At 66.7% G+C, this 20,615-nt stretch carries 27 protein-coding genes; 3 read left to right on the forward strand and 24 right to left on the reverse strand.

The features are described from left to right. Window positions 1-64 precede the first annotated feature (64 nt). From ACFYLW_RS08365 to ACFYLW_RS08380, 4 genes are all read right to left on the reverse strand, one after another. Window positions 65-793 (reverse strand): RluA family pseudouridine synthase, encoded by a 729-nt coding sequence (locus tag ACFYLW_RS08365; protein WP_312063023.1) that lies wholly within the window; start codon window positions 791-793, stop codon window positions 65-67. An 11-nt stretch (window positions 794-804) separates the two neighbouring features. Further along, entirely contained in the window at window positions 805-1,257 is a 453-nt protein-coding gene (locus ACFYLW_RS08370) for a hypothetical protein (RefSeq protein ID WP_312063021.1), read from the reverse strand. Between the two features lie 69 nt (window positions 1,258-1,326). After that, a complete protein-coding gene (locus ACFYLW_RS08375) occupies window positions 1,327-1,716 on the reverse strand; it encodes a VOC family protein (protein WP_292083321.1) in 390 nt (129 codons plus the stop codon). 74 nt (window positions 1,717-1,790) lie between these two features. Then, a complete protein-coding gene (locus ACFYLW_RS08380) occupies window positions 1,791-3,098 on the reverse strand; it encodes a replication-associated recombination protein A (RefSeq protein WP_312063018.1) in 1,308 nt (435 codons plus the stop codon). A 67-nt stretch (window positions 3,099-3,165) separates the two neighbouring features. Here ACFYLW_RS08380 and ACFYLW_RS08385 point away from each other — a divergent pair, with 67 nt between their 5' ends. Next, window positions 3,166-3,588: a VOC family protein gene (locus tag ACFYLW_RS08385; RefSeq protein ID WP_312063016.1), complete on the forward strand. Its 423-nt coding sequence runs from the start codon at window positions 3,166-3,168 to the stop codon at window positions 3,586-3,588. On the opposite strand, the gene bla is transcribed toward ACFYLW_RS08385, so the two are convergent. The 4 genes from bla to ACFYLW_RS08405 form a co-directional block, all read right to left on the reverse strand. Continuing rightward, complete coding sequence (gene bla / locus ACFYLW_RS08390; protein ID WP_312063014.1) at window positions 3,585-4,463, reverse strand: subclass B3 metallo-beta-lactamase; 879 nt, start codon at window positions 4,461-4,463, stop codon at window positions 3,585-3,587. The genes ACFYLW_RS08385 and bla overlap by 4 nt on opposite strands. Before the next feature lie 84 nt (window positions 4,464-4,547). Then, complete coding sequence (locus ACFYLW_RS08395) at window positions 4,548-5,930, reverse strand: trypsin-like peptidase domain-containing protein (RefSeq protein ID WP_312063012.1); 1,383 nt, start codon at window positions 5,928-5,930, stop codon at window positions 4,548-4,550. A 95-nt stretch (window positions 5,931-6,025) separates the two neighbouring features. After that, window positions 6,026-7,333: a TCR/Tet family MFS transporter gene (locus ACFYLW_RS08400; protein ID WP_312063010.1), complete on the reverse strand. Its 1,308-nt coding sequence runs from the start codon at window positions 7,331-7,333 to the stop codon at window positions 6,026-6,028. Between the two features lie 95 nt (window positions 7,334-7,428). Then, the gene (locus tag ACFYLW_RS08405) at window positions 7,429-8,655 is read right to left on the reverse strand and encodes an ectonucleotide pyrophosphatase/phosphodiesterase (RefSeq protein ID WP_312063009.1); all 1,227 of its coding nucleotides are present in this window, start codon (window positions 8,653-8,655) and stop codon (window positions 7,429-7,431) included. A gap of 100 nt (window positions 8,656-8,755) precedes the next feature. On the opposite strand from ACFYLW_RS08405, the gene ACFYLW_RS08410 reads away from it, so the two are divergent. Further along, on the forward strand, window positions 8,756-9,679 hold the full coding sequence (locus ACFYLW_RS08410; protein ID WP_312063007.1) for an ABC transporter ATP-binding protein: 924 nt from the start codon (window positions 8,756-8,758) through the stop codon (window positions 9,677-9,679). Then, window positions 9,669-10,532, forward strand: coding sequence for a hypothetical protein (locus ACFYLW_RS08415; protein WP_312063006.1), 864 nt, complete (start codon window positions 9,669-9,671; stop codon window positions 10,530-10,532). The genes ACFYLW_RS08410 and ACFYLW_RS08415 overlap by 11 nt, the downstream gene beginning before the upstream one ends. A gap of 41 nt (window positions 10,533-10,573) precedes the next feature. On the opposite strand, the gene ACFYLW_RS08420 is transcribed toward ACFYLW_RS08415, so the two are convergent. From ACFYLW_RS08420 to rpsN, 16 genes are all read right to left on the reverse strand, one after another. Continuing rightward, the gene (locus ACFYLW_RS08420) at window positions 10,574-11,062 is read right to left on the reverse strand and encodes a GNAT family N-acetyltransferase (protein WP_312063004.1); all 489 of its coding nucleotides are present in this window, start codon (window positions 11,060-11,062) and stop codon (window positions 10,574-10,576) included. 95 nt (window positions 11,063-11,157) lie between these two features. Further along, window positions 11,158-11,574 (reverse strand): 50S ribosomal protein L17, encoded by a 417-nt coding sequence (gene rplQ / locus ACFYLW_RS08425; RefSeq protein WP_105563656.1) that lies wholly within the window; start codon window positions 11,572-11,574, stop codon window positions 11,158-11,160. Between the two features lie 115 nt (window positions 11,575-11,689). Beyond that, complete coding sequence (locus ACFYLW_RS08430) at window positions 11,690-12,709, reverse strand: DNA-directed RNA polymerase subunit alpha (protein ID WP_207826445.1); 1,020 nt, start codon at window positions 12,707-12,709, stop codon at window positions 11,690-11,692. Between the two features lie 94 nt (window positions 12,710-12,803). Next, window positions 12,804-13,193: a 30S ribosomal protein S11 gene (gene rpsK / locus ACFYLW_RS08435; protein WP_292083332.1), complete on the reverse strand. Its 390-nt coding sequence runs from the start codon at window positions 13,191-13,193 to the stop codon at window positions 12,804-12,806. A 16-nt stretch (window positions 13,194-13,209) separates the two neighbouring features. Beyond that, the gene (gene rpsM, locus ACFYLW_RS08440) at window positions 13,210-13,578 is read right to left on the reverse strand and encodes a 30S ribosomal protein S13 (RefSeq protein WP_105563653.1); all 369 of its coding nucleotides are present in this window, start codon (window positions 13,576-13,578) and stop codon (window positions 13,210-13,212) included. A 109-nt stretch (window positions 13,579-13,687) separates the two neighbouring features. Beyond that, entirely contained in the window at window positions 13,688-14,440 is a 753-nt protein-coding gene (locus ACFYLW_RS08445) for a hypothetical protein (RefSeq protein WP_312062999.1), read from the reverse strand. An 84-nt stretch (window positions 14,441-14,524) separates the two neighbouring features. Continuing rightward, window positions 14,525-15,241: an energy transducer TonB gene (locus ACFYLW_RS08450; RefSeq protein ID WP_390182956.1), complete on the reverse strand. Its 717-nt coding sequence runs from the start codon at window positions 15,239-15,241 to the stop codon at window positions 14,525-14,527. A 65-nt stretch (window positions 15,242-15,306) separates the two neighbouring features. After that, complete coding sequence (locus ACFYLW_RS08455; RefSeq protein WP_292083334.1) at window positions 15,307-15,867, reverse strand: adenylate kinase; 561 nt, start codon at window positions 15,865-15,867, stop codon at window positions 15,307-15,309. Between the two features lie 24 nt (window positions 15,868-15,891). Continuing rightward, window positions 15,892-17,271 carry a preprotein translocase subunit SecY gene (gene secY, locus ACFYLW_RS08460; protein ID WP_312065392.1) on the reverse strand — a complete coding sequence of 460 codons (1,380 nt, stop codon included), beginning with the start codon at window positions 17,269-17,271 and terminating at the stop codon, window positions 15,892-15,894. A 147-nt stretch (window positions 17,272-17,418) separates the two neighbouring features. Next, window positions 17,419-18,012 carry a 50S ribosomal protein L15 gene (gene rplO / locus ACFYLW_RS08465; RefSeq protein WP_349680920.1) on the reverse strand — a complete coding sequence of 198 codons (594 nt, stop codon included), beginning with the start codon at window positions 18,010-18,012 and terminating at the stop codon, window positions 17,419-17,421. A 158-nt stretch (window positions 18,013-18,170) separates the two neighbouring features. After that, window positions 18,171-18,365 (reverse strand): 50S ribosomal protein L30, encoded by a 195-nt coding sequence (gene rpmD, locus ACFYLW_RS08470; protein WP_105563648.1) that lies wholly within the window; start codon window positions 18,363-18,365, stop codon window positions 18,171-18,173. A gap of 5 nt (window positions 18,366-18,370) precedes the next feature. Continuing rightward, the gene (gene rpsE / locus ACFYLW_RS08475) at window positions 18,371-18,976 is read right to left on the reverse strand and encodes a 30S ribosomal protein S5 (RefSeq protein ID WP_292036860.1); all 606 of its coding nucleotides are present in this window, start codon (window positions 18,974-18,976) and stop codon (window positions 18,371-18,373) included. A gap of 13 nt (window positions 18,977-18,989) precedes the next feature. Then, entirely contained in the window at window positions 18,990-19,346 is a 357-nt protein-coding gene (gene rplR, locus ACFYLW_RS08480) for a 50S ribosomal protein L18 (RefSeq protein WP_105563646.1), read from the reverse strand. 3 nt (window positions 19,347-19,349) lie between these two features. Beyond that, window positions 19,350-19,883: a 50S ribosomal protein L6 gene (gene rplF / locus ACFYLW_RS08485; protein ID WP_292083336.1), complete on the reverse strand. Its 534-nt coding sequence runs from the start codon at window positions 19,881-19,883 to the stop codon at window positions 19,350-19,352. A 1-nt stretch (window position 19,884) separates the two neighbouring features. Next, the gene (gene rpsH, locus ACFYLW_RS08490) at window positions 19,885-20,283 is read right to left on the reverse strand and encodes a 30S ribosomal protein S8 (RefSeq protein WP_292083337.1); all 399 of its coding nucleotides are present in this window, start codon (window positions 20,281-20,283) and stop codon (window positions 19,885-19,887) included. 15 nt (window positions 20,284-20,298) lie between these two features. Next, window positions 20,299-20,604: a 30S ribosomal protein S14 gene (rpsN, locus tag ACFYLW_RS08495; RefSeq protein ID WP_292083338.1), complete on the reverse strand. Its 306-nt coding sequence runs from the start codon at window positions 20,602-20,604 to the stop codon at window positions 20,299-20,301. Window positions 20,605-20,615: the final 11 nt, after the last annotated feature.

The raw sequence follows: 20,615 nt of genomic DNA on the forward strand, positions 1-20,615 counted from the left end.
CTGCCCGATTAGCGTCGAGCCTGCCGGGATGTTCCGCCGCGAAGCTGAACAGAGACTGAACCGGCTAGAGCCCCGCCGCCGCCTTCAGGGCCATGAAATCTTCGGGCAAGGGCGCCTCCAGCGTCACGCGCTCGCCGCCCTCAGGGTGCGGGAAGGACAGTTTGGCGGCGTGCAGCATCAGACGCGAAGCCCCACGACCGGCGAAGGTCAGAGCCCCGCCGTAGCGCACGTCGCCGACCAGAGGCCGGCCGATCGAGGCCATGTGAACCCGCAACTGATGCATCCGTCCCGTCTCGGGCGCCAGTTCGACCAGGGCCCCCTCCTCGCTGGCGGCCAGGGTGCGATAGCCGCTGACGGCGCCCTGCGCGCCCGGGGCATCGAACTCGACCACCCGCATATAGCTCTCGCGCCCGATTTCCTCGCGGCGCAGGGCGGCGGTGATGCGGCCCGACTTGGGCTCAGGAGCGGCCGACACCAGGGCCAGATAGGTCTTCTGGAACCGGCGCATTTGCATGGCCTTGCCCAGGAACCCGGCAGCGGGCTTGGTCTTGGCCGCCAGGATGACGCCCGAGGTGTCGCGGTCCAACCGATGCACCAGTTCGGGCCGCTTGCCGTTCGAGCGAGCGAAGGCCCACAAAAGGTCGTCCAGGGTATGGGCCTGGATGCGCCCGCCCTGGCTCGACAGGCCCGAGGGCTTGTTGAAGGCGATGATGTGCGCGTCCTCGTGGATGACCCACGAACGGACGGCGGCGATGTCTTCTTCGGTCAGGGAAGCGGGCTGGCGGGTTTTCACCCGCCGAGCCTTTAGCGGAGGACGGCCTTCTTCGCCATGGCCGAGGCGTACCACAGCAACAGGGCCGCGATCCCGACGATGACGAAGGGCATCCACTCCATCATGGCCAACTGGGGCGGCAGGGCCGGCGGCGGGTTGATGAACTTGGAATAGACCAGGCTGACCACCGCCCCCAGCAACGACAGAGCGAAGGCGTGCACCGCCCAGCGGCTGCGCGACAACAGCAGCAGCGACCCGATCACCGCGCCCCAGACGCCCAGCGTCCACGGCACATACATCCAAGTCGGCATGGCGTTGAAATAGGCGATCATGTTGTCGCCGAAACCGGATTCGCGCATATAGGCTTCGCCGCGCGTCGTGGTCTGGATGAAGTCGTATCCGCCATAGCCGCTCCACAGCAGCGACAGCAGGCCCACAAGCCACAGATGCCAGGGCGTCGCTTGACGCCTCGCAATATCGATCATCATTCCCTCCCCAGGTTGCGATCAGCCAGAGGCTAAGCCCGAACGGCCATGCTTAACAATGAACGGCGATCAGGAACCCGCGACACGCCACGGCGGGTCCATCCGGTTCTCGCCCGCCCGGTAGAAGCACAGGCGATTGCCGTCGGGGTCACGCAGCCAGGCTTCGCGCCACAGCCAGGTCTGATCCACGGGATCATGATCAAAGGCCACGCCCGCCGCCTTCAGCGCCGCCACCCGCTCGTCCAGATCGGCGCACTCGAAATAGACGCCGACGCCGCCGGGGGTGACCTGTTCGGCCAGATGGATGGAAAAGGTCGCAGGCGCCCCCGATCCGTCGCCGGGGCAAACAAAGCGAGCATAGTGGTCGCTGGACACGATCATGGTCAGCCCCAGCCGTTGATAAAAGGCCTTGGCGCGCGGGATGTCCGTCGTTTCGACTGTGACCTGATTGAGATTCATGGCGGTACGCATTTCACAACTGAGGGACGCAGGACTTAGGAATCCCACGGCCTCGCTTCAACGCCGCCCGCGCCTCAGCCTTCCCTTTGCGCTCGTTCCCGCAGCGCCGCCCAGCGCTCCAGCCGCGCCTTGACCTTCTCCTCATGCCCCTCGCCCTTGGGCCTGTAGAAGGTGCGGCGTTCCATCTCGTCGGGAAAGAAGTTCGCGCCCGAGAAGCCCTCGGGCGTGTCGGGATCGTACTGGTAGCCCTTGCCGTAGCCGAGCTGTTTCATCAGCTTGGTCGAGGCGTTGCGGATATGGGCGGGCGGCATCAGGGAGCCGGTTTCATGCGCCGCCTTCCTGGCCGCCTTGAAGGCCTCATAGACCCCGACCGACTTGGGCGCCGTGGCCAGGTGGACCACCGCCTGCGCCAACGCCAGCTCCCCTTCGGGCGATCCCAGGAAGTCGTAGGTGTCCTTGGCCGCATTGGCGACCAGGATGGACAGGGGGTCGGCCTGACCAATGTCCTCGACCGCCATCCGCACGATACGCCGCGCCAGATACAGCGGGTCCTCGCCCCCGTTCAGCATCCGCGCCAGCCAGTAGAGGGCGGCGTCCGGGTCCGACCCCCGCACCGACTTATGCAGGGCGGAGATGAGGTTGTAGTGTTCCTCGCGCGACTTGTCGTAGGCGGGCGCGCGCTTCTGCAGCACGCCGGCCAGCGCCTGAACGTCCAGGGGCTCGCCTTCGGGAAGATCGAACAGGACCTCGGACATGGTCAGCAGATAGCGGCCGTCGCCGTCGGCCAGGGCCAGCATGGCCTGACGCGCCTCGGTCGTCAGCGGCAGGGACCGCTCCATCAGGGCCGCCGCCCGATCCAGCAACTGATCCAGCGCCGCGTCGTCCAGACGCTTCAGCACATAGACCTGACTGCGCGACAGCAGCGCGCCGTTCAGCTCGAAGCTGGGGTTCTCGGTCGTGGCCCCGACCAGGGTGACGACCCCCTCCTCGACGAAGGGCAGGAAGCCGTCCTGCTGGGCGCGGTTGAAGCGGTGGATCTCGTCCACGAACAGCAGGGTCTGTTGGCCCGCGGCCCGGCGCATCCTCGCCGCCTCGAAGGCCTTCTTCAGGTCAGCGACGCCGGAAAACACGGCGCTAATCGATTGATATTCATAGCCCGTCGCCTTGGCCAGCAGGCGGGCGATGGTCGTCTTGCCGGTGCCAGGCGGCCCCCACAGGATCATGGAACCCAGACGTCCGGCCCCGATCATGCGGCGGATCGGACCGCCCTCGCCCAGCAGATGATCCTGACCCACGACCTGTTCCAGCGTCTGCGGACGCAGACGGTCGGCCAAGGGCGCGTCAGGGGCGTGGATGCCGGAGGCTTCGAACAGGTCAGTCATGGAACAGCCTAGATAGGCGTTCGTTCAGGCGAATACACGCACTTCCAGCGGCCCGAACGGAGGAACCATGTCCGAATCCCAGCCGAACCAGGGCCCGACCGGCGGCCTCACGCCCCATCTGACCATTCCGTCGCGGGGCGGCCAGGCGGCCATCGAATTCTATGGCCGGGCCTTCGGCGCCGAGGAGATCATGCGGGCGCCCGCCGAGGACGGCGAACGGCTGATGCACGCCCACCTCAAGATCAACGGCGCCAGTCTGATGCTGGCCGACGAATTCCCGGAGTGGACCGGCGAGGCCGACATCACGCCCAAAGGCGTCACCCTGCACCTTCAGGTCGATGATCCCGACGAATGGTGGACCCGCGCCCTGGTGGCCGGCGCCATCCCCGTCATGCCGTTGGAGGATCAGTTCTGGGGCGACCGCTACGGCCAGGTCCGCGACCCCTTCGGCCACACTTGGTCCATCGGCGGCCCGGCAAAGAGCGTCTAGGAGGCTTCGCGATCCAGCCGCGCCTGAAGCCTACCCCTGGCCCGCTCCGCATAGGCCCGACAGGCTGAGGCATCGAGGAAGGGGTTGGGCGTTGCGCCAGCCTGCAAGGCCGCGATCTTGACGTCGCCGCCCGAGTTGTCGGGATGCGCCGAGATCAGCAGGTCGCAGGGCAGCGCCTCCACGCGGGCGATGGAGGCCCGCAGCGTCGCCGTCACGTCGGGATGGGCCGTATAGGTGTAGTCCCCGCTGGCCACGGCGTTGAGGCTGGACGCGAACACCACGTCCACGCAGGCGTCGGCTTCGCAGGATTTCCACGTCCAACTGACGCTGCCGGGCGTGTGGCCGGGGGTAAAGACGGCCGTTACGGCAGTCCGCCCCAGGCGCACGGCTTCGCCGTCTCCGATCCCCCGAGCATTGAGAACCGGTGGATGCGCCGGAACACTGGAGGCCTGCGGATCATGGACGTCGGTCTGGCCTGTCCGCAGGGCGGCGGCGCCGACGGGGCTGGTGATCACCTCCGCCCCGCTGTCGCGCGCCAGGGCGGCGAGACCGCCTGAATGGTCGTAGTGCGCCTCGGTGTTCAGGATGTAGCGGATATCCTCCACCCGGAAGCCTAGATGGCGAATGTTCGCCTTCGTCGCCTCGACGGTCTGAGGCAGGGCGCCGTCGATCAGGATCAGGCCGTCGCCGGTGTCGATCAGCACCAGGCTGAGGCCGCCGGTGCCGACGAAATAGGTGTCGCCGTACAGCTTCAGCGGCGCCTGCGGCTTCTCCCAGTCGGCATTGCCGGGGATCGGCTGGGTCAGGGGATCGTCATGGACGGCGCCCCCGCTTGCGGACATCAGGGCGAGCGCGGCGGCGAAGGGCAGGATCATCCCGCCATTCCACACGCGCCGCGCCCCGACGCAAGCCGCGCCAAACCGAACGGCGCAGCTATCCCCAGCCTCGTCTCCGGCGACCTAGGGCAGGCGCCCCGTCAGCTTCCGTCCGCCGCGCACGATGGTCAGTTCCGAGCCGCGCTGGGCCCGGCCGAGGGCGGCGACCGAGGTCGCCGGGCGACCGTCCACCTGAACGATCAGGTCGTTGGGACGCAGGCCGATGCGGGCCGGAATGCTGTTGCGCTGCAGGCCGGTCACTACCACGCCGCTGGTGAAGGGGTCGCCGCCGAGACGGTCGGCCAAGGCCGGGTTCAGCGCCACGCCCTGCAGACCCGCCAGCGCCCCCTGCCCCACGCTTGTCCCCTGCCCCGGATCGGCGTCGCCCGGCAAGGCCGAGACGCGCGCATTGACCGTCTGGATCCGGCCCTCGCGCAGAATGGTCACGGCCACCGTGTCGTTCGGCGAGCGGGTCCCCACGCGGAAGTTCAGCCCGCCCTGATCGTTGATCTCGGCCCCGTCGATGGCGGTGACGACATCTCCCTCCTCAAGGCCGGCGCGCGCGCCCGGCCCCTGGGGATAGACCTCGGTGATGATCAGGCCCTGCGGCCGCGACAGGCCCAGGCTGCGGGCGATATCGGCGCTTACAGCATCCCCTTTCACGCCCAGCCATGGCCGCACCACGGCCTTGGCGCCGCCGACAGCCGACTCGACCACCCGCTTCACCATGGTCGCCGGCACAGCAAAGCCCACGCCGCTGGACGAGCCGCTGCGCGAGAAAATAGCCGTATTAATCCCGATTAGATCGCCGTCCATGTCAACCAGCGCCCCGCCGGAGTTGCCAGGGTTGATGGCCGCGTCGGTCTGGATGAAGGAGCTGGAATCGCTGATCCCCGTCTCGGTGCGGTTCAGGGCGGACACGATCCCCGTGGTCACCGTCTGACCGACGCCGAAAGGATTGCCGATGGCCAGGACCAGGTCGCCGACCTGCTGTTCTTCCTGATCGTCGATCCGCATCACCGGCAGGTCGCCCTCGCCCCCCTCCAACTGCAGTACCGCAATGTCAGAGCGCTCATCAGCCAGCAAAACCTTGGCGGGATATTCGCGCCGATCATTCAAGGTGACTCGGATCTGCTGCATGTTCTGGATGACGTGGTTGTTGGTCACCACGATCCCATCCGCCCTCACAATGACACCCGATCCGATTGAGCCGGACTGTCGAACTGTCTGACCTGTGTACATCGTCCAGAATGGATCGGCCTGCTCACGCCTCAGAGCCGAGATGTTGACCACGGCGGGCGCGGCCTCGCGCACCACGGGGGCGAAGCTGGACTTCATCGAGCCGGCGTCGCGCGGGGCTTGGCGCGGCTGTTCGGCGAAGACGCCTTCCTGGGCCTTGGACGGTTGCGGCTGGCCGCAGGCGGACAGCATCAGGGCGGCGGCGAGGGCCAGTCTGGAAGTCTTCATCTCGTCCCGGTTCTACAAGCTTGGGCGTTCACGCCATTCCGCCTCGGCTTTTCGACAGGATCAAGGCCGCCGAACGCCTCGAAGCGTCGCCGCGATCAAACGAGCGTGACCTCATCTCGTTCCGCCCGTCGCGCCGTGATCCAGCCGATCAGGGCGGCCAGGGCCAGGACGACGGCGGCCAGATAGAAGGCCAGACCCGGCGTCGAAATGGCGTCCACCGCTGCCGACGCTAGCTTCGCGTCGATGCCGACGCCCCGCAACCATGCCGTCGCCGGCCCAAAGCCCTCGCCCACCGACACCGAATAGATCCAGCCGAAGAACAGCGGCGAGGCCACGCCCGCGATGGAGGCGACGCTCATGTTGGCGCCCTGCAACTGGCCCTGCTCGCTCTCGCCTACCCGCCGCGTCATCAGGGATTGCAGCGTCGGCATGGCCAGGCCCCACAGGGCGTTGGGCAGCATGGCGATGATGAAGGCGACGCCCGTCGGGGCCCAGCCCATCAGGGCGATGCCCACGGTGCCGCCGCATAGACCGAAGATCATGGTCATCCGGTCGCCCAGCTTCTTCGACACCGGCCCCACCAGAACGCCCTGGACGATCATGTCCAGCACGCCGACCAGGGCCAGCAGCATCCCGACCTCCCACGGCCCCCAGCCGTATCTCAGCCCGGCATAGAGGACGAAGACCGCCGAAAAGACGTGGTGGGCGAAGTAGAGCAGGAAGTTCACGATCGCGAGGCCGGTCAGTTCCGCATGGCGACGCAGCAGCATCATGGCCCCCACCGGATTGGCGCGGCCCCAGCTGAACTTCATCCGCTTCTCGGGCGCCAGGCTCTCGGGCAGGATGAACAGGCCATAGAGGAAGGCCACGCCCGACAGACCGCCCGCCACCCAGAAGGGCACGCGCGGCCCGAACTCGCCGAGGAACCCACCCAGCACCGGCCCCAGCACGAAGCCGCCCGAGAAGGCCGCGCCGATCAGGCCGTAAGCGCGCGCCCGTTTCTCCGGCTCAGTGATGTCGGCCATGTAGGCGTAGATGGTGGTGAAGCTGGACGAGGTGACCCCCGCAATCAGCCTTCCTGCCGCCAGCCACCACAGGTTCGGCACCAGGGCCATCAGCACATAGTCCGCCGCCAGCCCGGCGCAGCTGATCAGGATGACCGGCCGACGCCCGTACTGGTCCGACAGCGAGCCGATCACCGGCGAGGCCAGGAACTGCATCCCCGCCCACAGGGCGATGAAGAGTCCGTTCAGCAAGCCCGCCTGGGCGTTGGAACCGACGAACTCCTCGATCAGGTGCGGCAGCACAGGGATGACGATCCCCATGGCCACGATGTCCAGCACCGCGGTCACGAGGATGAAGGCGATCGCCGCGCGGCGGACCTTGGGATGATGCAGGGACATGGAACGCCGATCTGTTGGACGGGTGTTCTAGACCGCGCCCCCTCTCCCGTCATCCCGGAAGCCCGCAGGGCTATCCGGGACCACAGATGGCGCCGTCAGCGGGTCGTCACCGGCAGGGTGTCTTCTGCACGTCCGTCGCCCTGCGGGGCGTCGACGCCCAGCAGGCGGGCCAGGAAGGGCTGGACGTCCACGCTGTCCAGATCGGTCAACCGTCGACCCGGAACCACGCCCGGCCCGTGGGCGATGAAGATGGCCGCCATGTCCGGCGAGGCGTTGTCATAGCCGTGCGCCCCGCCCGGCTTGGTCACCGGCCGCGCCCTGGTCGTGAAGGTCCAGCCAGGCTCGGAGGCGCAGACGATGGCCGAGACGCGCGGGTTGGAGCCCAGCACGAACCGCGCCGGAATCTCGCTCTTCCTCCAGCAGTCCAGATGCGGACGTGAGCCCAGCAGCGCCGCCTCGACCTCGGCCTCGCGACCGGCCACGGGGTTCAGGAAGGTCACCGCGCCGGAATAGATGATCTGGATGGCCGCAGGGTCGATCAGATCATCGATCCACGTCACCCGCTCGGGCGAGGTCGCGGCCATGCCGTGATCGGACACGACCACCAGCACGGTGCGCTCATCGAGGCCCCGCGCCTTCAGCCCCTCGACCAGACGGCCGATGGAGGCGTCGACCGAGCGGATCGCCTCGGCGGTTTCGGGCGCGTCAGGACCGTTGTGGTGGCCCTGCGTGTCGACGATGTCGAAATAGAGGGTGGTCAGTTGCGGTCGCTGATCCGCCGGCAGGTCCATCCATTGCAGCACGCGGTCCACGCGCGCATCGCCCGGCATCCCCTGATCGAAGGTGGTCCAGTAGGTCGGGCGCACGCCGCGGATATCGGCCTCGGAGCCCGGCCAGAACATGGTCGCCGTCTTCACCCCTGCCTTCTCAGCCGAGACCCAGATCGGTTCGCCCTGATCCCACCAGCGGCGGTCGGTCACGGCCTGCTTGTTGCCCAGCGAGAACCGGCCCAGTTCAGCGTCGACCATGTTGTTGCCGACGATGCCGTGATGGTCGGGATGCAGCCCCGTCACCAAGGTGTAGTGGTTCGGAAAGGTCACGCTGGGGAAGGACGGCCGCATCGGCCCCGTGGCCCCCTCGCCCGCCAGACGCGACAGGTTGGGCGTGACACCCCGGTCCAGATAGTCGGCGCGGAACCCGTCGATGGAGATCAGCATGACCAGCGGCGGCTCGACCGGCTGCGGCTCGGGGGTCTGAACCGGCGTGGTGGCGCAGGCGGTCAGCAGCAGGGCCAGACACAGGCCCGCGACGCGAGAAAACATGGGGAACTCCGAAGCGATTTCGGGGAGATTGCCTAAGCTTAATCTGCGACAGGCAGAAGACGGCTTGCCGGTTTATCCCCACCGGGCCAAGCTCTGCAGCATGACCACTGTTATCGAAACGATCGGCCTGACCAAGACCTATGGCGCGGTGCGCGCCCTGGACGGGCTGAGCCTCTCTATCCCGCGCGGCGGGGTTTACGGCGTGCTGGGGCCGAACGGCGCCGGCAAGTCCACCCTGTTCCGCATCCTGCTGGGCCTGATCCGGCCGACGGCAGGCGAGGTCCGGGTCCTGGGCCAGCACACGGGCGATCCCGCCGTGACGCGCCGCATGGGCTCGATGATCGAGACCCCGCGCTTCCCGCCCTACATGACTGCGCGTCAGGTGTTGGAATGGCTGGCTCTGGCCCACGGCATGGGCAAGGAGGCCGCCATCGACGCCTGGCTGGACCGCGTCGGCCTGACCGAGGCGGCCAACCGCCGGGTGCGCGGCTTCTCGGTCGGCATGTTGCAGCGCCTCGGCGTCGCCGCCGCCCTGATGACCAAGCCCGATCTCGTCATCCTGGATGAGCCGACCAGCGGCATGGACCCGCCCGGCATCCAGGAGATGCGCGCCCTGATCCGCAGCCTGGCCGACGACGACGGCGTGACCATCATCCTGGCCAGCCACCAGCTACTCGAGGTCCAGCGCGTCTGCGACCGCGTCGCCATCTTCAATCGCGGGACCCTGGCCGCCGAGGGCAAGGTCAGCGAACTGACCGCTGCGGGCGAGCGCCTGCGCCTGTCGGCCACGCCCCTGGCCAGGATCATGGGCGTCCTGGGCGACAAGGGGTCGCTGGACGGCGACGCCGTTCTGGCCGCCATTCCGCGCGCCGAGGGTCCCGCCCTGCTGCGCGCCTTGATCGAACAGGGCGTGGACATCGACGAAGCCCGCTGGGTCGGCGCCGATCTGGAAAGCGTCTTCATGGCCGAGACCGGCCCCGCGCGCACCGAGGCGCAAATCCGCGAGGCCCTCCATGCTGGCTGACGCCATCCGCTCCGAATCCTGGCGCCTGCTTCAGAACCGCACCGCGATCTTCTGGAGCATCTTCTTCGTGCCCGTCGTCGGCCTGCTCGTATCGGCCCTCGGCTTCTTCCTGCTCAAGTCGAAGGCGGCCCAGATCAACGGCGGCCAACTGCCCCCCGAACTGTCGCTCGGCGGCCCTCTGGACCTGGGTCAGGCTCTCGCCAGCAATGCCGGCGACCTGGCCAACCCGGCCATCCTCGCCTTCCTCCTGATCGGCGCCGCCACCCTCTATGCCGGCGACTATCGCTGGGAGACCTGGCGTCTGATCAGCGCCCGTAACAGCCGACCGAACCTGCTGTTGGGCAAGGTCGGGGTGCTGAAAATGCTGGCGCTGGCGGCCATGCTGATCTTCCTGCTGAGCGACGCCCTGTCCGAAGTGATCAAGGCCGCGATCTTCGCCCGCCCCCTGACCTTCACCTTCGGCGCGACCGAAGCTGGCCAGTTCGGGCTGCTCTTCCTGCTGTCCTTCGTGCGGGTGGTTCAGTTTCTGATGATCAGCCTGCTGGCCGCCACCGTCACCCGATCCCTGCTGGCGGCCCTGTTCATCCCGTTGGTGCTCGGCATCGGCCAGTTCTTCCTCGGCGGGCCGTTCGCGCCCCTGCTGGGGCTGGAGCCGGGCGACTGGCTGACGCACCTGTTGCTCCCCGGCGCCGCGTTCGAGACGCTCAAGACGCTGATCAAGGGCGGCATGGCAGCCACCACCCTGCCCGACGGCGTCGCCATCAAGGCCATCGTCAGCCTGGCTCTGTGGAGCCTCGTCCCCCTTGGGGCCGCCATCGCCTGGTTCAGCCGTCAGGACCTGTCGAAGGAGTAGCGGCGAGAGCGAAATCGGTTTGGACGCCCTCGCGTCCAAATTCAGATCTTCGCCTGAGAGATCAGCCGCTTCTCCATCCAGACGTCGGCGCGCGCATAGGGCGTCGGCTGGGGCGGCAGGTTCACGAAGCCGAACCGGGCATAGAGCCCCAGCGCCGGGCCCAGCGTCGAGCTGGTCTCCAGATAGAGGCGGTGCGCGCCCGCATCCCGGGCCGCCGCCTCGCAGGCCTCCAGAAGCCGCAGGGCCAGCCCGCCGCCGCGCGCCTCAGGCCGCACCGTCATCTTGGTCACCTCATAGCCGCCGTCCGCCATGGCGATCAGGCCGCAGCAGCCGACCGAAACCCCACCCCGCTCGGCGAAGAAGATGTGACCGCCCTTGGCCAGGATCTGGCCCTCGGGATCGTCCAGCGTCAGATGATCCTTGGCCTCCAGGGCGAAGCCGCCCTCAGCCAGCCAATCCGCGTTGAGCGCCTTCCAAACGGCGCGATGGTCGGGCGTGTAGGCGACGATGCGGTCTTCGAGCTTACTCATGCTCGCTCTATCGCCCCCCGCATCGCGGCGGACAATGAAAAAGGCGGCTGGATCGCTCCAGCCGCCTCTTCATGTCTTCAGGTTGAAGAAGCCGATCAGGCTTCGTCGCCTTCGATGGCGAAGACCGGACCGGAGTCCTTGCCCTTGGCTTCGACGTCGCGATCGACGAACTCGATCACGGCCATCGCGGCGTTGTCGCCGTGACGGAAGCCGGCCTTCATGATGCGGATGTAACCACCCGAACGTTCGGCGTAGCGCGGGCCGATCGTTTCGAACAGCTTGCCGACTTGCGGCACGTCGCGGACGGCGCTGATGGCCTGACGACGAGCGTGCAGGTCGCCCTTCTTGGCGAGCGTGACCAGCTTCTCAACGAAGGGACGCAGTTCCTTCGCCTTCGGCAGGGTGGTCGTGATTTGCTCGTGCTTGATCAGCGAGGCGGCCATGTTGGCGAACATGGCTTGGCGGTGGCTGACCGTACGGCCGAGCTTGCGGTAAGCGGCGCCGTGGCGCATCGGGGTCTCTCCTACTCAACCCTGGTTTCCGGCCTAATCATAGGGGCGGGACCTGGGGCCTTTTCATTCTAACCGCCCCATCCGCGCCGACAGGCGCTGGGCGGAGGGTTGATGATCAGATCTGGTCGTCGAACTTTTTGGCCAGATCTTCGATGTTTTCGGGCGGCCAGTTCGGCACGTCCATGCCGAGCGACAGGCCCATCGTCGCGAGAACTTCCTTGATCTCGTTCAGCGACTTGCGGCCGAAGTTCGGGGTGCGAAGCATTTCGCCCTCGGTCTTCTGGATCAGGTCGCCGATGTAGACGATGTTGTCGTTCTTCAGGCAGTTCGCCGAACGGACCGACAGCTCCAGTTCGTCGACCTTCTTGAGCAGGGCCGGGTTGAAGGGCAGGTCGGGCTTGCCGTCCGTCGCCTCAACCGCCTTGGTCGGCTCGTCGAAGGTGATGAAGATCTGCAGCTGGTCTTGCAGGATGCGGGCGGCATAGGCCACCGCGTCAACCGGCGAGACGGCGCCGTTGGTTTCAACTTCCAGGATCAGCTTGTCGTAATCCATCGACTGGCCCTGACGGGTCGGCTCGACGCGATAGGCGACGCGCTTGACCGGCGAGTACAGGGCGTCGACGGCGATCAGGCCGATCGGCGCATCTTCCGGACGGTTCAGTTCGGCGGCGACATAGCCCTTGCCGTTCTGGACCGTCAGTTCCATGCGGATCGAAGCGCCGTCGTCCAGCGTGCAGATGACGTGATCGGGGTTCAGAACCTCGATGTCAGCCGGAACTTCGATCTGGCCCGCCGTGACGACGCCGGGGCCCGTGGCGCGCAGGGTCATGCGCTTGGGGCCTTCGGCGTGCATGCGCAGCGCCAGTTGCTTGATATTCAGGACGATGTCGACCACGTCTTCCCGCACGCCTTCCAGCGACGAGAACTCGTGAACAACGCCGTCGATCTGGATAGCCGTGACCGCCGCGCCTTGCAGCGAGGACAGCAGAACGCGACGAAGCGCGTTGCCGAGCGTCACACCGAAACCGCGCTCGAGGGGCTCAGCGACCAGACGCGCCTTGCGCAGCGGGTCGGAACCGCCTTCCACTTGCGGCTTCTCGGGACGGATCAGCTCTTGCCAGTTTCTTTCGATCATAGAGTCCCTCGAACGGGTTTCGTCGGCTCCGGCCTTGTCGACGAGGCCATGGTGGAGCCGACGGAGATTGGGGGTGCCTGGAACGCTGTCGCGATTAGACGCGGCGACGCTTGGGCGGACGGCAACCGTTGTGCGGCATCGGGGTGACGTCGCGGATGGTCGTGATCGTCAGACCGACGGCCTGCAGAGCGCGGAGCGCCGACTCACGGCCGGAACCCGGACCCGAGACGTTGACTTCCAGCGTCTTCACGCCGTGCTCTTGAGCCTTCTTGCCGGCGTCTTCAGCAGCCATCTGGGCAGCGTACGGGGTCGACTTGCGCGAACCCTTGAAGCCCATGTGACCGGCCGACGACCAGGAAATCGCGTTCCCCTGGGCGTCCGTGATCGTGATCATGGTGTTGTTGAAAGAGGCGTTCACGTGAGCCACGCCCGACGTGATGTTCTTGCGTTCGCGGCGCTTAATGCGACCCGGTTCCTTAGCCATCGGTCAGCTCTTTCTCTTACTTCTTCTTGCCGGCGATCGGCTTGGCCGGGCCCTTGCGGGTGCGGGCGTTGGTGTGCGTGCGCTGACCGCGGACCGGCAGGCCCTTGCGGTGACGCAGGCCGCGGTAGCAGGCCAAGTCCATCAGGCGCTTGATGTTCATCGAGGTTTCACGGCGCAGGTCGCCCTCGACGGTGTGATCCTTGTCGATCGTTTCACGGATCTGCAGGATTTCAGCATCAGTCAGCGAGTTGACGCGGCGAGCAGGCTCAATGCCGACCTTCGCGGTGATTTCCTTGGCGGCGTGCGCGCCGATGCCATGGATGTACTGAAGCGCGATTTCGACGCGCTTGTTGGTCGGAATGTTGACGCCAGCGATACGGGCCACGAGAATCTCCAGATACGCTTAAACAGACGCGGAAACCGCTCCGGTCAACAGACCTGGAACGTGTGCGCCCTTCGCGGAAGCGGCCCTTATACAGGGGATTCTCATGGCGTCAACGGGCGCGCTCGCCAGCGGCCTCGGCTTCCACCGCAGCCGGGGGAAAGGCCACTGCGATCATCTGCCGGTGCCGACCGCCAAATCGGCCCAACCGACTGGGCGGCTGATAGCGAAACTCGGCCGCCTTGCGCAAGGCGGCCTGCCCCACGCCCCGGCCGACGGGGTGTTCCTCCCTGACGCGACAGTCCTCGAGCCGGTCGCGACCCGCTCGGATATAGCACTGCATGATCGCATAGGCGCCGGGAAGCGCAGCCAGAGAACTGGCGGCGACGTCCGTCGTCATGACGGCGCCCCGCGGGCCGCTGATCAAGACTGGCCCCGCGCCGCGCCCCAGCCCTGAGCCATTCCCGTCGCCTTCCCCCAGACCGCGACCTTCCCCGCTATCGCCCAGGCCCATGCCCGCGTCGATGGAAGGCGCGACAGCCTGACCGATCTCAAGCGCCGGCAGCGGCGCCAAGGCCTGCGGCGCCGCCAACTCGGCCCGTTCAACGTCGGGGTCCGGTTGGACGTGAATTCGCGACGGCGTCGCCCTGCCCTCTCCGCCCGCCTCTAGGCCCCTCGCCGTCGACGCCGTGAGGGGACGTCGCATCATGAGAACATCAAACACGGGTTGCGCCAGCGGCTCTTCAGCCGCCTCAAGCCGGTTCATGGCGAAAGCGATGATTAGGGCCAGATGCGCAACGCTGACCAGAGCAACCACGCCCAGACGCCTCTGGTCGCCAGCCCCCCAATTCACGGCAATCGTCATCGGGCCTCTCCGCCGCATTCAAAATAACAACGAGATGCGGCCATCATGCGCCAGGATGCACGGCGTTCAACCCCTAGCCGACCGTCAGGGCCAGATGACCACGACAGGAACCTCCTGATTGTCCACAGGCGCACCGTCGCGAACCGGCGGCTGAAAGCGAAAATGGACCGATACCGCCAGGGCCGCCTGACCAAAGCCCAAGCCCGGCGGGGCCTCCTCCATGACTCGGCACGCCTCCAGACGGGTGTCCAACCGGATACGGCAGGACAGGGATACACGCCCCCCCATGCGTCGTCGAAAGGCCGCTGGCGGATGGACCGCCCGCAGATCGGCCTGGGTCGGCCCGCGCAACAACCTGAAACGGGAGCCCCCTGACCCTGGCCCCGCCCCGGAGCCGACACCGACGCCGGACCCGCCCCCCTCGCCGCCCAACCCCTGCCCAGGCGTCGGGCTGGCTTCAGGCGCGACGCCGATCACCAGCGGCGGCTGAGGCGCGGGCCGAGGCGGCGCAGTCAACTCCGGCCGGCGCTCGGCCTTGCGCGGCGGCGAATGGGTCCTGGACGCCGCCGCCGGGGCCCCGCCGCCTTCGGCGCGCGCAGGCTTGGGCGGAGGAAGCGGTCGGGGCGGAATTGGCGACGGCCGGACGAGCTCTACCTCAACCGGCCGCGACATAGGCGTGGGGGCTATGTCGGGCTGAAGGCGCCCGAGCAGGCCGAACAGGACCAGATGCAGGAAACCGACACCCACCGTCACGCTCGCCTTGGCGAGCCTGACGTTTCGAGACGACGGTCTGCTGCTCATCTGCGCCCCTTTGAAGCGAATGCTCGAACGCCTAACGCCCGAACATCGCTTCCGATCAGGGCGTCCTAGACCAAAGCGCCGTCGATGGCGGCGGCGACCGTGGCGATATCGCCCATGCCGTCAATCTCGGTCAGCTTGCCCTGGGCTTCGTAATAGGGAAGCAGCGGCGCGGTCTGGGCGTTGTAGACGGCCAGGCGATCCTTGAAGGTCTCCGGATTGTCGTCCGGACGGCCCTGCTCGGCGAAACGCTTGCCGATGCGGGCGGTCAGGGCTTCGTCGTCGACCTTCAGGCGAACAACGCGGTCGATCTGAGCGCCCCGCTTGGCCAGCATGGCGTCCAGGGCCTCGGCCTGGGCGACGTTGCGCGGGAAGCCGTCGAAGATGGCGCCGCCGGCGGCCTCGGCCTCCGGCAGGCGGTCCTCGATCAGGGCGATGACGATCTCGTCGGTGACGAGGTCGCCGCGCGCCAGCACGTCCTTGACCTTGAGGCCCAGTTCCGAGCCGGACGCAATCGCCGCGCGAAGCATGTCGCCGGTCGAGAGCTGGATCATGCCCCGCTCCTCGACCAGACGCTTGGCTTGCGTGCCCTTGCCGGCCGCGGGCGGCCCGAATAGGATCAGATTCATCTTGCGGGCTCCCCTACCCGACGATCAGCGGCGGGCGGGGGCGGAACCGCCCCGGCCGCCGCGACCACGCAGCTTGGCCTTCTTGATCAGGCCCTCGTACTGGTGCGCCAGCAGTTGGGACTGGATCTGGGCGACAGTGTCCATCGTGACCGAGACGACGATCAAGATAGACGTTCCTCCGAAGTAGAGGCTGTTACCCAGGCTGCTGACCAGGAACTCAGGCAGCAGGCAGACCGCGGTGATGTAGGCGGCGCCGATCACCGTCAGGCGCGTCAGCACATAGTCCAGGTACTCGGCCGTGCGCTTGCCCGGACGGATGCCCGGCAGGAAGCCGCCGTACTTGCGCAGGTTCTCGGCCGTGTCCTCGGGGTTGAAGGTGATCGAGGTGTAGAAGAAGCAGAAGAAGACGATCAGGACCGCATACAGGATCATGAACAGCGGCTGGCCGTGCGTCAGCTGAGCCGTCACCAGCGGCAGCCAGCTCATCCACTCGGGCAGGTTGGCCTGGGCGGTGAAGGTGGCGACCGTCGTCGGCAGCATCAGCAGCGACGAGGCGAAGATGGCCGGGATGACGCCCGCGGTGTTGACCTTCAGCGGCAGGAACGAGCGCTCGCCGCCCGTCATGCGGTTGCCTTCCTGGCGCTTCGGATACTGGATCAGAAGACGGCGCTGGGCGCGTTCCATGAAGACGATGAAGACGATCACGGCCACGGCCATGATGGCGATGAACAGCAGGGTGAAGGCGGACATCTGACCCTGCTGGGCCAGACCCAGCAGACGCGCCACGGTGGACGGCAGAACCGCCACGATGCCGGCGAAGATGATCAGCGAGATGCCGTTGCCGACGCCGCGCGCCGTCACCTGCTCACCCAGCCACATCAGGAACATGGTGCCGCCGGTCAGGGTGGTGACCGTCGAGATGATGAAGAAGATGCCGGGCTGGTCGATCAGGCCGGCCTGGGCGTTCAGGCCCGCCGCGATGCCGAAGGACTGGGCCAGAGCCAGGAAGACCGTCAGGTAACGGGTGTACTGGTTCAGCTGCTTGCGGCCGCTTTCGCCGCCTTCCTTCTTCAGCTTCTCCCAGGGCGGGTAAACCGCACCCATCAGCTGCACGATGATCGAGGCCGAGATGTACGGCATCACGTTCAACGCAAAGACAGCCATACGCTCGACCGCGCCGCCCGAGAACATGTTGAACATGTCCAGGATGCCGCGCTGGCCGTCCGGGTTCTGGAAGAAGGCCAGGAAGGCCTCGGAATTGATGCCGGGAATCGGAACATAGGTGCCGATCCGATAGACCAGCAGCGCGCCCAGCGTGAACAGCAGGCGTTTGTGCAGCTCGGTCGCTTTCGCGAACGAGCCCATGTTCATATTGGCAGCGAGTTGTTCAGCGGCCGAAGCCATCAGGCGGTCCCCACGACTATGCCCGTCGTCAGATAGGCGGAAAGCGGCTCCCTTGCGAGAGCCGCTTTCGGAAAATCGTCATCCCGGTGCGGATGATCCCGGCGAACGCCGCATCAGCGGCGCTAGCACGGGATGACGATATCGATTTTAGGCCTTGGCGGCGGCGCGCTTGGCGCGGGCCGAGACCTTGTTGGCGTCGCCCAGCGGCGCCTTGGCGGCCGGAGCCTTGCCCTTGGCGGCGTTGCGCTTCTCGACGCGGGCAGCGGCCTTGGCTTCAGCGGCGATGCGCTGTTGCTCGACCTTGCCGCCGGCGGCTTCGATGGCCTTGATCGCGCCCGACGAGGCCGACCAGACGACCAGGTTCAGCTTGGCCTTCAGTTCGCCTTCGCCCAGAACGCGGACGCCGTCCTTGACGCGACGGATCACGCCGGCGGCCACCAGGGCGGCGCCGTTGATTTCAGCCTTGGCGTCCAGCTTGCCGGCGTCGATGGCTTCTTGCACGCGCCACAGGTTCACTTCGGCCAGCTTCAGCGCGTTCGGGTTGTTGAAGCCGCGCTTCGGCATACGCATGTACAGCGGCATTTGGCCGCCTTCGAAGCCGCCGATGGCGACGCCGGTACGCGACTTCTGACCCTTGACGCCGCGACCGGCGGTCTTGCCCTTGCCCGAACCCGGGCCGCGGCCGACGCGCATGCGCTTCTTGTGTGCGCCTTCGTTGTCGCGGATTTCGTTCAGTTTCATATGCCTGATCCTTTCGGGTTCTAGCGCCAGGCCGCAGGCGACTCTGACTCGGCGTTGGAAAAATTGAAGGGCCGCTTCTAGGCGGCCCGTCGCAGCATCGCAAGATGCTTCTTCAAAGAGAAACGCCCTCCCCCGGGATCGGGAGAGGGCGCATCGTCTTATTTCTCGACCACTTCGACCATGTGGGCGACCTTGGCGATCATCCCACGGACCGAGGGGGTGTCTTCCAGCGTCGACTCGCGGCCGATGCGGTTCAGACCCAGGCCCGACAGGGTGGCGCGCTGATCCGACTTGCGGCGGATCGGGCTGGCCGTCTGGCGAACCGTGACGGTGGCTTTTTCGTTCTTGGCCATGTCTATCAGCCCTCGACTGCTTCAGGCGCCGAGGCGCCGTCGTTGCGGCGGCCCATCAGGTCGGCGACCTTCTTGCCACGCTTTGCAGCAACCTGACGCGGCGACGATTGAACCTTCAGAGCTTCGAAGGTCGCGCGGATCATGTTGTAGGGGTTCGACGAGCCGGTCGACTTGCCCACGACGTCCTGGACGCCGAGGGTTTCGAGGACCGCACGCATCGGACCGCCGGCGATGACGCCCGTGCCGGGAGGGGCAGCGCGCATCATGATCTTGCCGGCGCCCCAACGGCCGTTGCCGTCGTGGTGCAGGGTGCGGTTCTCGCGCAGCGGAACGCGGATCATCGTCTTCTTGGCTTCTTCGGTCGCCTTACGGATGGCTTCCGGCACTTCGCGCGCCTTGCCGTGACCGAAGCCGACGCGGCCCTTGCCGTCGCCGACGACCATCAGGGCTGCGAACGAGAAACGACGTCCGCCCTTAACGGTGGCGGCGACGCGGTTGATGTGCACCAGCTTTTCGACGATGTCCGAATCCGGGCCGTCGACAACAGGAGCGTTGCGGTCGCGGCGGTCGCGGTTCTGACCACCTTGTCCGCGTTGGGGTTCACGAGCCATGCTTCTCGATCCCTTAGAAGTTCAGGCCGGCTTCACGCGCGGCCTCCGCCAGCGCCTTGACGCGGCCGTGATAGATGTAGCCGCCGCGGTCGAAGACGACGTCGGTGACGCCCTTCTCCTTGGCGCGCTCGGCGATCAGCTTGCCGATCGCAGCAGCTGCGGCGACGTCCGAACCCTTGGAACCCTTGCCGCCTTCCAGCGACGAGGCGGCGGCCACCGTGACGCCCTGGGCGTCGTCGATGATTTGAGCCGAGATGTTCTTGTCCGAACGGAAGACCGACAGGCGCAGACGACCGTTGGCGACAGCCTTGAGGCGGCGACGGTTGCGTTCGGCGCGGCGCTTGGCTTGTTGTTGCAGAGAAAGAGCCATGACTTACTTCTTCTTGCCTTCCTTGCGCCGGACGGTCTCGCCCTGATAGCGCACGCCCTTGCCCTTGTAGGGTTCCGGCGGACGCAGCTTGCGGATGACGGCGGCGATTTCACCGACGGCCTGCTTGTCGTTGCCCGAGATCTTGATCTCGGTCTGCTTCGGCACGACGAAGGTGATGCCGGCCGGCGGCGCGATGTCGACTTCATGCGAGAAGCCGAGCTGCAGCGACAGGGCCTGACCCTTCAGGGCGGCGCGGTAACCCACGCCCACCAGTTCCAGGGTCTTTTCGAAGCCCGAGGTCACGCCGGTGACCATGTTGTCGACCAGGGTGCGCGACAGACCCCACATCGCGCGAGCGCGAGGCGTGTCCGAACGCGGGGTCAGCGACAGTTCGTCGCCTTCCTGCTTGACTTCGATCTCTTCGGCCACGGTCCAGGAGCGTTCGCCCTTGGGACCCTTGACCGAGACGGTCTGGCCGTTGAGCGTGACAGTCACGCCCTTCGGCACAGCAATGGTTTTCTTGCCAATACGGGACATATCAGTAGACCCTGCAGAGGACTTCGCCGCCGACGTTAGCGTCGCGAGCGGCGGCGTCGGACATGACGCCCTTCGAAGTCGAAAGGATCGAGATGCCGAGGCCGTTCTTGACCGGCTTCAGCTCGTTGATGGCCGAGTAAACGCGGCGGCCGGGCTTCGACACGCGGGCGATCTCAGCGATCACCGGCTGGCCGTCGAAGTACTTCAGCTCGATCTCGAACTGCGGGAACTCGCCGGGGTTCTGAACCAGCGAATAGCCGCGGATGTAGCCTTCGTCCTGCAGCACGTCGAGGACGCGCTGGCGCAGACGGGAGGCCGGGGTCAGCACCTTGGAACGCTTGCGGGTCGCCGCGTTCTTGATGCGAGCGATCATGTCGCTCAGGGGATCGTTGATCATCATATCTGTTCGCTCCCCTTACCAGCTCGACTTCGTCAGGCCGGGGATCTGCCCCAGGTTGCCGAGTTCGCGCAGGGCGATACGGCTCATCTTGAGCTTACGGTAGTAAGCCCGCGGGCGACCCGTCACTTCGCAACGGTTGCGAATGCGGCCCGGCGCGGAGTTGCGCGGCAGGGCTGCCAGCTTCAGACGAGCGTCGAAACGCTCTTCCAGCGGCAGGCTTTCATCGTTGGCGGTCGCCTTAAGGGCGGCGCGCTTTGCGGCATACTTCGCAACCAGAGCCTTGACGGCTTCGTTACGGTTTACGGCGCTTTTCTTAGCCATTGTTCTCTTCC

Origin of the sequence: Brevundimonas sp. NPDC007368 (assembly GCF_042869015.1) — a bacterium.
GTDB lineage: Bacteria > Pseudomonadota > Alphaproteobacteria > Caulobacterales > Caulobacteraceae > Brevundimonas.

What these genes read in the sequence shown, in the direction of transcription:
- ACFYLW_RS08385 (WP_312063016.1), top strand. Translation starts at nt 3,166, where the DNA reads ATGTCCGAATCCCAGCCGAACCAGGGCCCGACCGGCGGCCTCACGCCC.
- ACFYLW_RS08445 (WP_312062999.1), bottom strand. Translation starts at nt 14,440, where the DNA reads ATGACGATTGCCGTGAATTGGGGGGCTGGCGACCAGAGGCGTCTGGGC.
- ACFYLW_RS08420 (WP_312063004.1), bottom strand. Translation starts at nt 11,062, where the DNA reads ATGAGTAAGCTCGAAGACCGCATCGTCGCCTACACGCCCGACCATCGC.
- ACFYLW_RS08455 (WP_292083334.1), bottom strand. Translation starts at nt 15,867, where the DNA reads ATGAATCTGATCCTATTCGGGCCGCCCGCGGCCGGCAAGGGCACGCAA.
- rpsN (WP_292083338.1), bottom strand. Translation starts at nt 20,604, where the DNA reads ATGGCTAAGAAAAGCGCCGTAAACCGTAACGAAGCCGTCAAGGCTCTG.
- ACFYLW_RS08410 (WP_312063007.1), top strand. Translation starts at nt 8,756, where the DNA reads ATGACCACTGTTATCGAAACGATCGGCCTGACCAAGACCTATGGCGCG.
- bla (WP_312063014.1), bottom strand. Translation starts at nt 4,463, where the DNA reads ATGATCCTGCCCTTCGCCGCCGCGCTCGCCCTGATGTCCGCAAGCGGG.
- ACFYLW_RS08380 (WP_312063018.1), bottom strand. Translation starts at nt 3,098, where the DNA reads ATGACTGACCTGTTCGAAGCCTCCGGCATCCACGCCCCTGACGCGCCC.
- ACFYLW_RS08395 (WP_312063012.1), bottom strand. Translation starts at nt 5,930, where the DNA reads ATGAAGACTTCCAGACTGGCCCTCGCCGCCGCCCTGATGCTGTCCGCC.
- rplR (WP_105563646.1), bottom strand. Translation starts at nt 19,346, where the DNA reads ATGGCTCTTTCTCTGCAACAACAAGCCAAGCGCCGCGCCGAACGCAAC.
- ACFYLW_RS08450 (WP_390182956.1), bottom strand. Translation starts at nt 15,241, where the DNA reads ATGAGCAGCAGACCGTCGTCTCGAAACGTCAGGCTCGCCAAGGCGAGC.
- ACFYLW_RS08375 (WP_292083321.1), bottom strand. Translation starts at nt 1,716, where the DNA reads ATGAATCTCAATCAGGTCACAGTCGAAACGACGGACATCCCGCGCGCC.
- rplO (WP_349680920.1), bottom strand. Translation starts at nt 18,012, where the DNA reads ATGAAACTGAACGAAATCCGCGACAACGAAGGCGCACACAAGAAGCGC.
- secY (WP_312065392.1), bottom strand. Translation starts at nt 17,271, where the DNA reads ATGGCTTCGGCCGCTGAACAACTCGCTGCCAATATGAACATGGGCTCG.
- ACFYLW_RS08430 (WP_207826445.1), bottom strand. Translation starts at nt 12,709, where the DNA reads ATGATCGAAAGAAACTGGCAAGAGCTGATCCGTCCCGAGAAGCCGCAA.
- rpsH (WP_292083337.1), bottom strand. Translation starts at nt 20,283, where the DNA reads ATGATGATCAACGATCCCCTGAGCGACATGATCGCTCGCATCAAGAAC.
- rplQ (WP_105563656.1), bottom strand. Translation starts at nt 11,574, where the DNA reads ATGCGCCACGGCGCCGCTTACCGCAAGCTCGGCCGTACGGTCAGCCAC.
- ACFYLW_RS08405 (WP_312063009.1), bottom strand. Translation starts at nt 8,655, where the DNA reads ATGTTTTCTCGCGTCGCGGGCCTGTGTCTGGCCCTGCTGCTGACCGCC.
- rplF (WP_292083336.1), bottom strand. Translation starts at nt 19,883, where the DNA reads ATGTCCCGTATTGGCAAGAAAACCATTGCTGTGCCGAAGGGCGTGACT.
- rpsE (WP_292036860.1), bottom strand. Translation starts at nt 18,976, where the DNA reads ATGGCTCGTGAACCCCAACGCGGACAAGGTGGTCAGAACCGCGACCGC.
- ACFYLW_RS08370 (WP_312063021.1), bottom strand. Translation starts at nt 1,257, where the DNA reads ATGATCGATATTGCGAGGCGTCAAGCGACGCCCTGGCATCTGTGGCTT.
- rpmD (WP_105563648.1), bottom strand. Translation starts at nt 18,365, where the DNA reads ATGGCCAAGAACGAAAAAGCCACCGTCACGGTTCGCCAGACGGCCAGC.
- ACFYLW_RS08400 (WP_312063010.1), bottom strand. Translation starts at nt 7,333, where the DNA reads ATGTCCCTGCATCATCCCAAGGTCCGCCGCGCGGCGATCGCCTTCATC.
- ACFYLW_RS08415 (WP_312063006.1), top strand. Translation starts at nt 9,669, where the DNA reads ATGCTGGCTGACGCCATCCGCTCCGAATCCTGGCGCCTGCTTCAGAAC.
- rpsK (WP_292083332.1), bottom strand. Translation starts at nt 13,193, where the DNA reads ATGGCTAAGGAACCGGGTCGCATTAAGCGCCGCGAACGCAAGAACATC.